The organism is Paenibacillus sp. LC231, from assembly GCF_001860525.1.
GTDB lineage: Bacteria > Bacillota > Bacilli > Paenibacillales > Paenibacillaceae > Paenibacillus_AQ.
The window spans coordinates 209961-225170 of record NZ_JFOM01000008.1 but is presented as its reverse complement, the minus strand read 5'-3'; the positions used below and the strand labels follow the sequence as shown (position 1 = coordinate 225170).

At 52.9% G+C, this 15210-nt stretch carries 14 protein-coding genes and 1 riboswitch; all 14 genes read right to left on the bottom strand.

The window, feature by feature from the left end:
• Window positions 1–47: 47 nt before the first annotated feature.
• A complete protein-coding gene (gene upp / locus AK95_RS05030; RefSeq protein WP_006213103.1) occupies window positions 48–677 on the bottom strand; it encodes a uracil phosphoribosyltransferase in 630 nt (209 codons plus the stop codon).
• A gap of 343 nt (window positions 678–1020) precedes the next feature.
• Window positions 1021–2271, bottom strand: a complete 1251-nt coding sequence (locus AK95_RS05025) for a serine hydroxymethyltransferase (protein ID WP_071218864.1) — start codon at window positions 2269–2271, stop codon at window positions 1021–1023.
• A gap of 90 nt (window positions 2272–2361) precedes the next feature.
• Window positions 2362–2946: a TIGR01440 family protein gene (locus AK95_RS05020; protein ID WP_071218863.1), complete on the bottom strand. Its 585-nt coding sequence runs from the start codon at window positions 2944–2946 to the stop codon at window positions 2362–2364.
• 81 nt (window positions 2947–3027) lie between these two features.
• On the bottom strand, window positions 3028–3492 hold the full coding sequence (gene rpiB, locus AK95_RS05015; protein ID WP_071218862.1) for a ribose 5-phosphate isomerase B: 465 nt from the start codon (window positions 3490–3492) through the stop codon (window positions 3028–3030).
• A gap of 114 nt (window positions 3493–3606) precedes the next feature.
• A riboswitch (ZMP/ZTP riboswitch) is annotated at window positions 3607–3688 on the bottom strand.
• Between the two features lie 91 nt (window positions 3689–3779).
• The gene (locus AK95_RS05010) at window positions 3780–4367 is read right to left on the bottom strand and encodes a low molecular weight protein arginine phosphatase (RefSeq protein WP_071218861.1); all 588 of its coding nucleotides are present in this window, start codon (window positions 4365–4367) and stop codon (window positions 3780–3782) included.
• Between the two features lie 53 nt (window positions 4368–4420).
• Entirely contained in the window at window positions 4421–4984 is a 564-nt protein-coding gene (locus AK95_RS05005) for a manganese efflux pump MntP (RefSeq protein WP_071218860.1), read from the bottom strand.
• A gap of 82 nt (window positions 4985–5066) precedes the next feature.
• Window positions 5067–6212: an L-threonylcarbamoyladenylate synthase gene (locus AK95_RS05000; RefSeq protein ID WP_481855810.1), complete on the bottom strand. Its 1146-nt coding sequence runs from the start codon at window positions 6210–6212 to the stop codon at window positions 5067–5069.
• Window positions 6213–6835: 623 nt separating this feature from the next.
• The gene (gene spoIIR / locus AK95_RS04995; RefSeq protein ID WP_071218858.1) at window positions 6836–7534 is read right to left on the bottom strand and encodes a stage II sporulation protein R; all 699 of its coding nucleotides are present in this window, start codon (window positions 7532–7534) and stop codon (window positions 6836–6838) included.
• A 217-nt stretch (window positions 7535–7751) separates the two neighbouring features.
• Complete coding sequence (locus AK95_RS04990; RefSeq protein WP_071218857.1) at window positions 7752–8930, bottom strand: FtsW/RodA/SpoVE family cell cycle protein; 1179 nt, start codon at window positions 8928–8930, stop codon at window positions 7752–7754.
• Window positions 8931–9219: 289 nt separating this feature from the next.
• The gene (locus tag AK95_RS04985; RefSeq protein WP_071218856.1) at window positions 9220–10407 is read right to left on the bottom strand and encodes an FtsW/RodA/SpoVE family cell cycle protein; all 1188 of its coding nucleotides are present in this window, start codon (window positions 10405–10407) and stop codon (window positions 9220–9222) included.
• 134 nt (window positions 10408–10541) lie between these two features.
• On the bottom strand, window positions 10542–11429 hold the full coding sequence (gene prmC / locus AK95_RS04980) for a peptide chain release factor N(5)-glutamine methyltransferase (protein ID WP_071218855.1): 888 nt from the start codon (window positions 11427–11429) through the stop codon (window positions 10542–10544).
• Between the two features lie 4 nt (window positions 11430–11433).
• Complete coding sequence (gene prfA / locus AK95_RS04975; RefSeq protein WP_071218854.1) at window positions 11434–12501, bottom strand: peptide chain release factor 1; 1068 nt, start codon at window positions 12499–12501, stop codon at window positions 11434–11436.
• Window positions 12502–12714: 213 nt separating this feature from the next.
• Entirely contained in the window at window positions 12715–13815 is a 1101-nt protein-coding gene (gene ychF / locus AK95_RS04970; protein ID WP_015737759.1) for a redox-regulated ATPase YchF, read from the bottom strand.
• 185 nt (window positions 13816–14000) lie between these two features.
• Window positions 14001–15116 (bottom strand): type 2 isopentenyl-diphosphate Delta-isomerase, encoded by a 1116-nt coding sequence (fni, locus tag AK95_RS04965; protein WP_071218853.1) that lies wholly within the window; start codon window positions 15114–15116, stop codon window positions 14001–14003.
• Between the last annotated feature and the right edge of the window lie 94 nt (window positions 15117–15210).

The following is a 15210-nucleotide window of genomic DNA, read 5'->3' as shown; positions in this document are numbered from 1 at the left end:
TTTGCTTGTTTTCAAATATCAAGACGTACGAGTGACTGGCTTGACTCTTATTTCGTGCCGTACAGCCGATCCCCTGCATCACCAAGGCCCGGTACGATGTAACCATGGTCGTTAAGACCCTCATCGAGAGCAGCAACATAAATGTCCACGTCCGGGTGAGCATCATGGACAGCCTTCACACCTTCCGGTGCAGCCACGAGGTTCATCATCTTGATCTGGGTACAGCCGCGTTTCTTCAGCACGTCGATAGCAGCGATAGCGGATCCGCCCGTCGCGAGCATCGGATCAATGACGATCAATTCCCGTTCCGTCACATCGGTTGGAAGCTTCGTATAATATTCAACAGGCTGAAGCGTTTCGGGGTCACGGAACAATCCGACATGCCCTACCTTTGCCGCTGGAAGCAGCTTGACAACGCCGTCCAGCATGCCCAGACCGGCGCGCAGGATCGGAACCAAGCCGAGCATGCGGCCGGAAATGACTTTCCCTTGGGTTTCAGCTACCGGCGTCTGCACGGATATCGATTCAAGAGGAACCTCCCGCGTAATTTCATAAGCCATCAAAGTCGCGACTTCGTCTACCAATTCGCGAAAGTCTTTTGTGTTAGTCCGCATATCGCGGATAAATGTAAGTTTGTGTTGAATCAACGGGTGATCACAAATCACCAATTTTCCCATGTCTGGTCCCTCCGGTTTGAGTACAAATGTTATTTCAATATGGGCGTAAATAGTTGTGAGCTCCATAAATCCTGTCTATTATATCATTCCCTATAGTCAATTGACACCTGCACGGGTCATGTTTTATTCCATGAGTTTTTGACCTTATAACGGAATCGGATCTTCTTCTGCCCTGAACCTAGGTTTTCCATTCTCGCCTATATTGATGCTAACCGCGAAAGGACCTGACCGGGAAAATGAGAGCATAGCAATCTGGCCAGAATGTTCATAGCTCCTAAAAGGACCCCACCTGCATCAGGCGGGGTCCTCTTATCATAGACTTCTTATGCGAAGGAAACTGTGATTAATATTTCATTTCAGCATAGAGAGGATATTGATCGGTAAGCTCAGCCACCAAACGGCCTGCTTTTTCAAGCGTTGCCTCGTCTTTCGGCTGCTTCAAAGTCATGGCAATAATTTTCGCGATTGTAACCATCGCTTGCTCATCCATACCGCGGGAAGTAACCGCAGGGGTACCAATACGGATACCGCTCGTTACGAACGGGCTGGTCGGATCAAACGGGATGGCATTCTTGTTCACGGTAATCCCGATGGAGTCCAGAACCTTCTCCGCGTCTTTGCCAGTGATGTCCAGATTACGGGTATCCACCAACATCAGGTGGTTATCGGTTCCGCCGGAAACGATGTTCAGGCCTTCCTCGATCAGGGTATCGGCCAGCACTTTCGCATTCTTCACGACATTCTCTGCATACGTCTTGAAAGACGGATCCAAGGCTTCGCCAAGCGCTACGGCTTTGGAAGCAATCACATGCATAAGCGGCCCGCCTTGGGAGCCGGGGAATACCGCTTTATCAATCGCTTGCGCCCAAGCCTTTTTGCACAGAATCATACCGCCGCGAGGTCCGCGAAGCGTCTTATGCGTCGTTGTCGTTACAAAATGGGCATGCGGAACCGGATTCGGATGAAGACCTGCCGCAACGAGTCCTGCAATATGTGCCATGTCGACCATGAACAACGCGCCTACGTCGTTGGCGATGGCAGCAAGCTTTTCAAAATCAATAATGCGAGGATAGGCACTTGCACCCGCCACGATCAGACGAGGGCGATGCTTGAATGCCGCTTTGCGGACTTCGTCGTAATCGATAAGGAACGTGTCTTCTTGCACGCCATAGGCAACGAAATTGTACAGAAGACCAGAAGCGTTAACCGGGCTTCCGTGAGTCAAATGGCCGCCATGGGCCAGGTTCATGCCGAGCACGGTATCTCCGGGCTTCAGGGCTGCCAAATATACCGCCATGTTCGCTTGGGCACCGGAGTGCGGCTGAACGTTGGCATGCTCGGCTCCGAACAATTCTTTGGCGCGGTCACGGGCGATATCTTCCACGATATCCACACGCTCACAGCCACCGTAATAGCGTTTGCCAGGGTAGCCTTCCGCATATTTATTCGTCAGCACCGTCCCCATTGCTTCCATAACCGCTTCGCTGACAATATTCTCAGAGGCAATCAGCTCAATGTTGCTGCGTTGACGCTTCAGCTCCAAATCCATCGCTTCCAATACAGCCGGGTCACTCTTCCGCAAATGTTCCATCATGTTCATATCCTCCCATAATCCATCGTTATTTTTTCTTGCAAACTTAAAACTACAAGTAGTCATCATTGAAAAAGCGAGTTCTCATTCGAATCAATCGCACAGCGTGGAATCATCCCTCTGCTCGAGTCGGTACACCGCACGTTCTCCGCCGATCAGCTTGGGGCGGGTATAAGCCGCAGTTACGCGCGCCTCCCCGATATAACGCTCGGTCGGCCGGAATGGAACCGCCACTCTCCGCAAATGCATGCCGATCAGCGTCTCGCCGATATCGACACCCGCATGGGCTTCAATCGATTCCGCAAGGCAGGGCTCCTTCATGCTGCGGTAAGCTGCGGAAGCCATCGACCCGCCCGCACCCGGAATGGGAACTGCAGCCACTTCCGTCAAGCTCAGCCGCTCAAGCAGCTCGCGTTCCATGACAAGCGCACGGTTCAGATGCTCACAGCATTGATAGACCACCGCGAAACCGAATTCCGCTTGAACCTCGGCAATGCCCTGGAGAAGCTGCTGCGCCGTTTCAAGAGCCCCGCCCGTACCGATTCGGCGTCCAACCACTTCACTGGTGCTGGCTCCGATGACCAGCACTTTACCCGGGCCTAAAACGGCCGCTTTGGCCAGTTCGCGGACAATACGCGCTGTCTGTTCGTTCAAGGAAACCTTGGAGATATCCGTCATGTCACAGTCCTCCCGATGATTTTTTCACAGAAGATGCTTCAATCCCATATCACGATAGCCGCCGCTGCATTACGCGTTCACTTATCGCGATTCATTCTTCAGGTAACGCTCCTCGATGGCCTTGATCTTGTTCACGCGGCCGACATGGCGCTCGCCATGACTGAAATCCGTCGTCAGCCATGCGCTGACGATTTCGGCAGCAAGTCCGGGCCCGACGACACGCTCACCCAGCGCAATCACGTTGCTGTCGTTATGCTCGCGCGTCGCTTTAGCTGAGAACACATCATGTGTCAGCGCGCAGCGAATGCCAGGTACCTTGTTGGCCGCAATACTCATGCCGATCCCCGTACCGCAGATCAGAATGCCGCGGTCCGCTTCACCCGAGACGACCTTCTCGCATACCGGAAGGGCATAATCGGGATAATCCACGGAATCGGAACAGCCGCAGCCCAGATCCTCCACCTCGTGGCCAAGACCCCGAATGACTTCCACGATTTCCTCTTTCAGACGAATGCCGGCATGATCCGTACCCAATGCAATTTTCATCTATGAAAAACCCCCTCGTATGTTCGCTTTTGCGTTTTAGCTTGTTTCATTATAACCCAAATCGGGCGCAAAAGACGAAAAAAGAGCAGTCGGCGCACGTATTGTGCTCCAAATGCTCTTTGCCCAGGCGACCGGCCGTATATTCCGATGCTCCATCGTGGTTTCATCCACTTCGTCGCCAGTTACACCGGATCATTTGTTTTTCAACTTCATCTTAAAGCAATACCATACGAAAGGCAAGTGGCTTTTTAGCCCAATGGCAGGCTTCATATCTCTAAAGACAAGGCTTAGTTGTGCCGATCCGCTTCCAGCTTGTCCAAAAGACGGAACAACGCCGTCCGTATCTCTGCGGCCGTCGCTTCATATTCCTCCCGCGAGCCCCCGAAAGGGTCGGAGATATCGAAGCTCGGGATGCGCTGACGCAGCTCGATCAGACGCTCCCGGTCACGGTCGCTGACATCGTGGCCCAGAGATCTGGCCAGCTCAAGCGCTGCATACAGACTATCCTGCTCCCGCAGATCGTCCAGCACCCGGCGGTCATCCTCAACGAACTCTTTCAGCGTGTGCATCTTGTCTGCGGCGTGCGGAAACTGCCTTATAGCATACTGCTTATGCGACTGGGTCAGCGTCAGAATCAGGTCCGCCCATTCCACCAGGTTCGCGGTCAACGGCTTGGACACCAAGCGTTCCTGGATATCCTGGTCTCGCAGTATGGATTCCGCATGATGGGACACCGGCATTCCATCCACGGCCGAGACGCCGGCGGACTTCGTTTCCAGCGGAATGCCCCGTTGTTTGGCAAGCTTGCGCAGCATGCCTTCCGCCATTGGACTGCGGCAGGTATTTCCCGTGCAGACAAACAGTATATTTTTCACGGTCCGTTCCTCCCGTTCGTAGGTTCTTTGGGGTTATTGTAACAAATATTGCGTCAAAAAATAAACATGGTGCCAAAGATAACCAAAATCAGTCCGCCCAGCATTTCACCGTACTCCCCCAGCTTATTGCTTACCTGACGGCCAAGCAGCAAACCGAGAATGGACAGCAAACCGCCCACGACCCCGAAGGAAATTACGATTAACAGCACATCATTCACAAACATTCCGAGCGAAACGCCTACCGAGAAGGAGTCAATGCTGACGCTAAGCGAAAACAGCAGCATGCCTAAAAATGCGGTAGGATGTATTCGCTGCCCCTCTCCGCCCCGCAGGGCGTTATACATCATATGCCCGCCCAATAAAAGCAGCAGCCCGCCGGCAGCAAGCCCTGTGACGTGGCCCAGTAACATGCCAACGTAGCGGCCGGCAAATAAGCCCAGCAGCGGCATCAGCATGTGAAACAACGCGATCATGAAGCTGATGCCCAGCATATGGCCTAAGCGCATACCGCCTCTCATTCCAACTCCGATTCCAAGCGAAAATGCGTCTAGCCCGAGTGCAACCGCCATCAGCAGAATCGCCGCAAGCTGTCCCGATTGGACAGACGCCTCCAGCATGCCCATTCCCCCAAGTCCCATGGTCTTGTACACCATATGCGGACAAGGGGTAAATGATGCCAACAGCGTTCATGCGGCTGCTTTAATTCACGTCGATGATGTGGTGTCCCGCGGCCTTGAGCAGCCGGTTCATGACGGCTGCTCCGAGGCCCTGCTCCGGGCACGCTTCGGCCAGGATGAAGGTTGCGCCTTCATCATCGAACCGGCGCAGGCCGGCGTACAGCCGGCGGGCCGCTTCCTCCGGCGCGGCCAGGCTGCCGAGCGAGACGGCAACGTCCGCGCGGTAGTGACCGATGTGCTCGTCGAACGACAGCACGCCGGTCACCTCCCCGCGCCGGGCAGCCGCCTCAAGCTCGGCCGCGATGCGTGCCGATACCGCGTCGGCACGCGGGCCCTGCACCACGCACATCGCACCCTTCGGTGCGTAGTGCGTGTACTTCATGCCTGGCGAGCGCGGCGCCGGGCTCTCCGCCTCCCCGGCGGCGCGATGAAGCGCCGGGTCCATGCGCACGCTTGCCGCAACCGCGGCAAGCTGCTCGGCCGTGACGCCGCCCGGGCGGAGCACCGTGACGGCGCCGTCTTCGCCGACTTGCACCACCGTTGACTCGACGCCCACCCCGGCAGGGCCGCCGTCGAGGACGCCGTCGATCGCCCCGGCCAAATCCTCCAGGACATGGCTGGCCAGCGTCGGGCTTGGCCGACCGGAACGGTTCGCGCTCGGCGCAGCCAGCGGACGCCCGGCGGCGCTGATCAAGGCCAGCGCCACGTTGTGATCCGGCATCCGCACGGCAACGGTATCGAGCCCTGCCGTCACACGAGGGGATACGGTACCCGGTTTAACGGGCAGCACCAGCGATAGCGGCCCAGGCCAGAACCTTGCCATCAGCGCCCTTTCTGTCTCATTCACATGACGGACCAAACCGTCAAGCTGAGTTAGCTCTGAAATATGCACGATCAATGGATTGTCCGACGGCCGGCCCTTCGCGGCAAAGACACGCTCGACCGCTTCCGTATTACCGGCGTCTGCGCCAAGCCCGTAGACTGTTTCCGTCGGAAAGGCCACGGTTCCGCCCCGCTCGAGCATCTGCCCCGCTTCCTGCAGCGCCTGCTTCGCCTCCTTCTCCAAACTCAAGCTCTCCCTGGAAAGCGAGTTCGATACATGCCACACCTGGGTTGAATTTGCAGCAGCCTCGCGGAAGCCGTTATCCCGCAGCTGGCTAGGTTCCATGCCATTCCCGTTCTGTTCCATTCCTATCCCAAACTTTCTGTATATGAATTATATAAACTCCAACGCATGTGTTGCCTATGCCCCAAAATAAAAAGCGCTTTTCGTTCTTCAGTCCCGTGCCGGTTCCCATTCAAACCAGTCGCGCCAAAGAGAAAGCACTCTTCTAGAGGTTGTTCAAAAAGTCCGCTTTTGATAAGAAAACCAATCGAGGTCAATTCAGAGCTGAGCGACCGCGATTCGGAAGTAGGTTTTCTTGCGATATAGAATTCCATCAACACCGTTGATAACTTATAAATCCTATATCTAACACGAAGCGAATCAGGAAGCAGCTCGGTATCGAATCTTGAATTCAGCCGGGCCTAAGTGGATGCTTACGAAGTCATGTTTCCTGCGGAAACATCTTAGGTGCTCACGTACCCAAAACAGCAGATGCTTTCGAAGGCGTTTTCTGAAAACGTGTAGCTCCGCTCCTCACTCCCTAGCTTCATCCAACTGAAGCGTTTTGGAAAAACGCACATCGGAAGCATAAGCTTCGGTGCTGAAAATCCGACTTTTTGAACTCGCACTTCTACTTCAAAGTTTATCATACCCGATCAGGATTGAAAATCAACTCGTTTATAATCCTAGAACAAGCTTACCACCCAGTTCCAAATGCCAAGGAACATATCCCACAAGAAGAAGCGGACCTCCGGTTCACTGTCGCCTGCATTCTTCGGTGTTTCCTCTTGGGAAGCCTCGTCGCCGGCCTCTGCTGAAACCGTTTGGATACCTGTGTCAACAGGCTGCGCCGCCGCATCCCCGCTGCCACCATCGATGAAACACAGCGGCGGGAACAAGACGCACCACCAGTTCTGCCCTTGACCTTCACCTAACGTAATCCGCAGCGCATCGTAATCGCCGGCCGGATACACCGTGCCCCCGTATAACTTCGTCGGAAACGGCACAACGCCAAGCTCTACGGTGTAACTGTACGTAATCCCTCTTTTCTTCAGCTCTTCACCCACCAATTGGCGGATTTCCGGAAGATGCTGCCGGGTTAATTCTTTGGCGTCTTCCAGGCTTTGCGGGTTCTCCAGCTGCAGGACCCAGAGCTGCATTTGCTCAACGACCGAATCACGAATCTCTCTTTTGACCAGCTGATCGGACGGGCTATCGGAATTCGCCAATATGCGAAGTCGTATCGATTCCTGAGGGATCGGACCGCCAACAACGGAAGCATCAATCTGCTGTCCTTCCCAAGCCATGATGACCATAAACATACAGGATAAGAGCACAACCATTTTCTTCACGATAATACGGAGGGTTTCACTATAATTTTTCATCTCGGACAACCGCCTCTCTATGAACGAAACTCTATGATGCTATCAGTATGTCCGCTGGTAAAAGATATAAACGTTGAATCTAGCAAATTTGATAAAAATCATAGATTGGTCCAGCATGAACCAAAAAAAGATGCGATCCCCAGTCGGAATCGCATCTTTGTTAAGATCGGTTATTCAGTTCGTCTCCGTGATTATGGAGCTTCCCACAAAGAAAAGCTTATCCCTGCTTAGAAGCCGCCGGGCGATAGGCATGCGGATCCGGCATATCTTCCTCCACTTCCTGTCCATGCAGCTTCACGCTCATGGCTACTCCCAGACTGGCCATACTGATCACAAGGGAAGTTCCCCCATAACTGATAAAGGGCAGCGTAATCCCGGTCAGCGGCATTAAACCGATAAACATGCCGATGTTCTCGAAGATCTGATATAGGAACATGGCCACGATCCCTATAATGAGAAACGGCCCCGCACGCTCCCGGGATTCCAGGGAGATCAGGATCAACCGATGGATCAGGATGAAATATAACAGAAGCAGAACGGAAGATCCGATAAACCCGAATTCCTCGGCAATCTGCACAAATATGGAATCGGAGTACGCATAAGGCACTCTGCCCGACTGGATCGACGATCCCTGCATGTAGCCCTCGCCGCTCATGCCGCCCGAAGCGATGGCAAGCTTCGCATTCGTTGTATGATAGCTGGCCTTGGCGGTCGCTTTCTCCGGATACAGCCACGGATCAATCCGTTCCACCCAGTGCGGCTTCAGTATTTTCGATTCCAGCAGTTCATCATGATAATGAATATAGGCCTGAGCGCCGCCGAAGGCCACGCCTGCCACAAGCGCAAGTCCAATGAGCGCGTGGGAGAACTTAACGTTCCCGATCCAGAGCAGCCCCAGCAAAATGACGACATAACTGAGCGCGTTACCCAGATCATTTTGGGCCATGACGAGCACAAAAGGCACGAATGCCAAGAGTCCGATCGGAACAACGTCCTTCCAGAAGGACAGCAGCGGTTTGTTTTTGCGCACCAATACAAAAGAAAGGAAAATAATCAGGATCAGCTTGAACAATTCAGCAGGCTGTATACTTAAACTGCCAATGTAAATCCAGCCTTGGGCGCCGTTGATATCCTTACCGATAAACATAACGAGGACCAACACGGCCAATCCGCCCAGATAAATATATTTAGCATATTTAATCAACAACCGGTAATCCAGCAGGCTGATGCCAAAAAAAGCAATGAAGCCGACAATATAAAAGGCAATCATGCGAAGATGAGAGCCTTCGAATTTGGTGTCAACGGTTGTGCTGTATATCGACGTAATGCTGATACCCATCATCAAAACCAGTACGAAAACAATAACGTAATCCATCTTCTTAAATTTTTGAAGCATGCTTTATGGTCCCCCTGTGCCCGAAGCTGTTAGCCCCGGTTTGCCTATACAGGCATATAACGATTATTCGAAAAAAAAGTTTGACACTGCTTATCGTTGATAGAGACGAAAGCCTAAAGGCAGCACTGCGATGGAGCGTTTCAAGGAGTATGCCAGCCCCTATGAAATATTCTAAAAGATTTCCTCCTCTAATACAATTCACGGGCCCTCCTGTAGTTACCAGCAAAAAATACAAAAGAGATGCTGCTCTCGATAGCATCTCTCTGAATCTAAATCCCAATAAACCGAATCAAGCCTGTTTGGGCGGAGCGGAACGGTACGTTTGAGGATTGGGCATATCCTCCTCCACTTCCTGTCCATGCAGCTTCACACTCATGACGACCCCGAGACACGCCATATTAATGATGAGTGAGGTTCCGCCATAACTGATGAAGGGCAGCGTAATCCCGGTCAAAGGCATCAATCCAATAAACATGCCGATATTCTCAAAGATTTGATACAGCAGCATGGCAACAATACCGATGATTAGAAACGGACCTGCTTTGTCCCGACTTTCCAATGATATCAAAATTATCCTGTGAATGAGTATGAAATATAACAACAACAGAACGGAAGAGCCGATGAAGCCATATTCCTCTGCAATTTGCACAAAAATCGAATCCGAATACGTATAAGGCACACGTGAGGATTGTACGGAGCTCCCCTGCAAGTACCCTTCCCCGCTCATACCGCCGGAAGCAATGGCCAGCTTGGCGTTGTTCGTATGATAACTCGCCTTCGCGGTAGCTTTTTCGGGTACCAGCCATGGATCGATCCGTTCCATCCAATGACCGCGGCTCTCCATGATTTTCGATTCTTTAATTTCATCATGATAGTGGATATAGGCCTGGGCTCCACCAAATGCAATCCCTGCTACAAGCAGCAATCCGATAAGAGCGTGCGAGAACTTCACATTACCGATCCATAACAGCCCAAGCAAAATGACAATATAACTTAGTCCATTACCCAAGTCATTCTGCACCATGACAACGGCAAACGGAATAAACGTCAATAGCCCAACCGGTACGATGTCCCGCCAAAAAGACAACTTCGCTCTGTTCTTACGGATAAGAATATAGGTGATAAATATGATCAGCACCAGCTTAAACAACTCTGCAGGTTGAAAATCAACGATACCGAGATTAATCCAGCCCGTGGCATTATTTTTGGTCTGGCCGATGAATGAAGGCAGCAAAAGGGTTAATAACCCTCCGATGTATATGTGCAGTGCGTATTTATTCCATAAACGATAATCAATCAAGCTGAGTCCGAAAAAGGCTGCGAATCCGAGGATATAAAATATCGCCATCTTGATATGGTGTTTTTCGAATCCGATGGTGTCGAGCGTGGCACTATATATCGATGTAATACTGACAACCATTAGCATCAACAGTACAAAAACGATAACAAAATCAATCTTCTTGAATTTCTGAAGCATGCTTTGGTCCCCCTGTGCCCGGAGCTGTAAACACTGATTTGCCGATTGAGGCCATGTAACGATCTGAACGACAACACCCCATTTAATCGGCTCAGCCCATCATCTATTTTAAAAGATATTCTTCCAGAACACAATTAACGGGATATTCCCAAGACATGCCTGTCAATGCCCGCCAAATCCGGCACCGTGACGATTTCCTTCCAGTGCCCTGCACCCCGTAAAAGCTCTGCCACATCCCCGGCCTGGCCCATGCCCAGCTCAAAGGCAATCATCCGCGGCGGCGTTGACAGCAAGGGCAGCTGCTCCATCATGATCCGGTACGGATTCAATCCGTCCGGCCCCCCATCCAGTGCCGTTCGCGGTTCATAGTCTCGGACTTCCGGCTGCAGTCCCTCGATATCTTCCGCCGGAATGTAAGGCGGGTTGGAGACGAGGATGTCCGGCGCCATGCCGGCGAACGGCTCCAGCAGGTTCCCCTGCCGGAACTCGACATCGGCATTCAGATGCTTCGCATTACGCGCAGCAACCTCAAGCGCCTCAGGCGAAATATCGCTCGCCAGCAAATCCCACGCCGCCTCCTGCAATGCCAACGTAATGGCAATGGCACCGCTACCGGTGCCGATGTCTATGGCCTTTAGTCTTTTTGATCGCGGAGTGAGCTCCCGGCCATACTTCAGCACCGCTTCCACGAGCAGTTCCGTTTCCGGACGAGGAATGAGAACCGCCGACGTGACTTCAAACGGCCGGCCGTAAAATTCCTGCTCGCCGATAATATACTGCGCAGGTACGCCCTGCGCCTTGCGATTGATGACGTCCTCCAAGGCATAGCGCCGGTTCGCCGGAAACGGCTCCGCAAGCGCCATATAATATGAGGTTCCCGACAATCCCAGCACATGCTCCAGCAGCAGCTGCGCATTCCGCTGCGGCTCCATCACCCGCATGCCATCTAAAAAAGAAGAAGCCTCCACAAAGGCTTCTCTTATGCTGCGCTGCGGCGTTAATTCAAATCTCGTCCGCTTCAAAGCGTTATACTCCTTTTTCCATCGCTTCAGCCTGCTCCGCAAGGGTCAGCGCCGAAACGATCTCTTCAATCTCCCCGTTCATCACTTGATCCAGCTTGTGAACGGTAAGTCCGATTCGGTGGTCGGTTACACGGCTTTGCGGGAAGTTGTACGTACGAATCCGTTCACTGCGGTCACCTGTACCTACTTTGCTCTTCCGCTCACCGGCATATTTCGCTTCTTCCTCTTGGCGCATCATATCAAAGATACGGGCCCGAAGCACCTGCAGCGCCTTCTCCTTATTGGAGTTCTGCGATTTGCCGTCTTGGCACGTAGCCACGATCCCCGTCGGGATATGCGTTACGCGTACCGCCGACTTGGTGGTGTTAACGGATTGACCGCCTGCACCACTAGAGCAGAAGGTATCCACGCGGATGTCCTTGTCATGGATCTCGATGTCCACTTCTTCCGCCTCCGGCATGACCGCCACGGTGGAGGTGGAGGTATGGATACGACCGCCGGATTCCGTTGCCGGAATACGCTGAACACGGTGCGCGCCGCTCTCGAATTTCATTTTGCTGTATGCTCCGCGGCCATTGATCATGAAGATGACTTCCTTGAAGCCGCCCAGATCGTTCGTGTTCACGTCCATGAGCTCAACCTTCCAGCCTTGAGTATCCGCATAACGGGTATACATCCGGTACAGGTCGGAAGCAAACAGCGCCGCCTCGTCGCCGCCGGCAGCGCCGCGAATCTCGATGATCACGTTCTTGTCATCGTTCGGGTCCTTCGGCAGCAGCAAAATCCGAATCTTCTCCGCCAGCTCTTGCTCGCGCTGGGTAAGCTCCTCGATCTCCATTTTCACCATTTCGCGCATTTCGTCATCCAACTTTTCGCCCTGCATGGTTTTGGCAGCTTCGAGCTCTTCAATTACATTTTTATATTCAACATAAGCCTCATAAGCAGGCTGTAAATCGGATTGTTCTTTGGAATAATCCCTGAGCTTCTTGGAGTCATTAGCGACATCGGGATCGCACAACAGCTCACTTAACTTCTCGTAACGGTCCGCAAGGGATTGTAATCGGTCCAACAAAGGAATTCACCTCTCTAAGATATATTCCTGAATATATGCCTTTTTGCACTCCATTTCGCATATCAATGAAGTGTAAACGACTTTTTATTTTACCATGAAACGACGCATTTGACTAGCAGGCAGTTGGCCGCACGGAAAGGTTCTCCCCTTCAAAAAAACCACGGTCCCATGCACAAAGTGACATGGAGCCATGGCCTTTGAATCGTTCAATTCCTACACATTAAAACGGAAGTGCATTACATCGCCGTCATTCACAACGTACTCTTTGCCTTCCAGGCGAAGCTGTCCGCGTTCCTTCGCGCCGTTCATCGATCCGGCTGCAACGAGGTCATCGTAAGCTACAACCTCTGCACGAATGAAGCCGCGTTCGAAGTCGGTATGAATCACGCCTGCCGCTTGCGGAGCCTTCGTTCCTTTGCGGATCGTCCAGGCACGTACTTCCTGCACGCCTGCCGTAAAGTAGGTGTACAATCCCAGAAGACTGTAAGCAGCCTTGATGAGACGGTTCAAACCGGATTCTTCCAGACCCAGCTCCTCAAGGAACATCGCTTTGTCCTCGCCTTCAAGCTCGGCAATTTCAGCTTCAACCTTCGCGCTGATCGGAACCACGATCGCGTTCTCCGCAGCCGCGAAATCACGAACCTGCTGTACATAAGGATTGCTGTCGGCTTCCGCAACGCCGTCTTCGCTCAGGTTAGCCGCGTACAATACCGGCTTCAATGTCAGCAGGTGCAAATCGCGAACAATCAGCTTCTCATCATCGCTCAGCTCCACGCTGCGTGCCGGTTGATCGTTGTAAAGGGCTTCCTTCAGGCGCTCCAGCAGTTCTACTTCCTGAGCATACTGCTTGTTGCCGCCCTTCATGTTCTTCTTCGCGCGGTCAATCCGCTTCTCCACGCTGTCGAGATCCGCAAGGATCAGCTCCAAATTAATCGTCTGGATATCGCTGACCGGGTTCACTTTACCGTCAACGTGGGTAATGTTCTCGTCTTCAAAGCAGCGAACAACATGAACGATGGCATCCACTTCACGAATATGGGCAAGAAACTTGTTCCCAAGACCTTCCCCTTTGCTGGCCCCGCGGACCAAGCCCGCGATGTCCACGAATTCAAAAGCGGTTGGTACCGTTTTGTTCGGTTGAACCAGCTCGGTCAGCTTGTCGAGGCGCTCATCCGGCACTTCCACAACACCGACGTTAGGATCAATCGTACAGAACGGATAGTTGGCCGATTCGGCGCCCGCTTGCGTGATCGCATTAAACAATGTTGATTTGCCGACGTTTGGCAAACCGACAATTCCTGCTTTTAAAGCCATTTATGTGACAACTCCTTATCAGGTTTACTTCTATATTTGTAAGTATTACACAGCTTCGGTTCTTACCGCCGAAGCTACTAATCGTAAGCTAAACAATCTTATTAATTATAGCAGATACCCGATAGACTTCAACACGAATATACTGCCATCGCTTTAAGGCAGATTCCGCCAATCACCCCGGCCATTCAAACGCGAATCAGCCGTTGGGTTGACTTCAACGCATCGATATTCCCTGCGCCGATTCCGAACATCGCCGTCCGCAGCTCTAACTCCACCTGGGCAAGCCGCTGATCCAGCGCTTCCACCGATTCGACGGCCGATCCCAGGAGTCCACGCCCGAAGCCTGCCAGATCGGCGCCAAGCGAGATCGCTTTAGCCGCATCAACGCCGCTTTGCAGCCCGCCGCTGCCGATAAGCGCACAGGTTGGCGCAGCTTCGCGCACCTCCACGATGCATTCCGCGGTAGGATTGCCCCACCCGGCGAAAGCCTCAGCCGCAGCGCGGCGAACCGGATCCGGGCTGCGGAATTTTTCAACCTGGCTCCATGAGGTACCGCCCGCACCAGCCACATCGATGAAGGCTGCCCCGATATTGAGCAGGTTCCGCGCCGTTTCACCATCGATGCCCCATCCGACTTCTTTAATGCCGACCGGTACCGAAAGCGTACGGCACAGATCCTCAATTCGCCTAAGCAAACAGCCAAACCGTGTATTCCCTTCCGGCTGAAACACCTCTTGAAGTCCGTTTAAATGAAGGACCAGCATGTCCGCCCCCGCAATATCCACCGCCCTTTGACAATCGTCAAGGCCAAAGCCATAGTTCAGCTGCACCGCTCCAAGGTTGGCGATAACCGGCACGCTCGGCGCACTCTCCCGGACACGGAAAGTGGGAGCAAGCTCCTCCTTCTCCACCGCTGCCCGCACGGAGCCTACCCCAAGAGCCCAGCCGCGCCGCTGCGCGGCTTCAGCCAGACGTCTATTGATCTCTCCGGTGGCCTTGCTTCCCCCAGTCATGGAGCTGATCAGAAATGGGGTTCGTACGGAAAAACCAAGAAATGCAGTGTCCAGCTTAATATCTTCAAAGTCGATTTCCGGCAGTGCGGAGTGACGGAAGCGGTAACGTTCAAAACCGGTGGTTACCCCTACGGAGCCAACTTCTTCATTCAGGCATAAGCGCACATGCTCTATTTTTCGCTCGCCCGTAGGCACTTCCGGCACCAGCCTGCCCTCGGGTCTTTCCAAACCTCTGCCTGAAATGGTTTCAGCTGTTTGACCCGCAGTCTCGTTATGTTCTGAATTCATCCCGTGCCTCCTTATCCACTACGCTCATCCTTTAGATAAGCCATATATAAGCATATCATTGGCATCAGGTTATCCCGTCTGCATGATATGCACA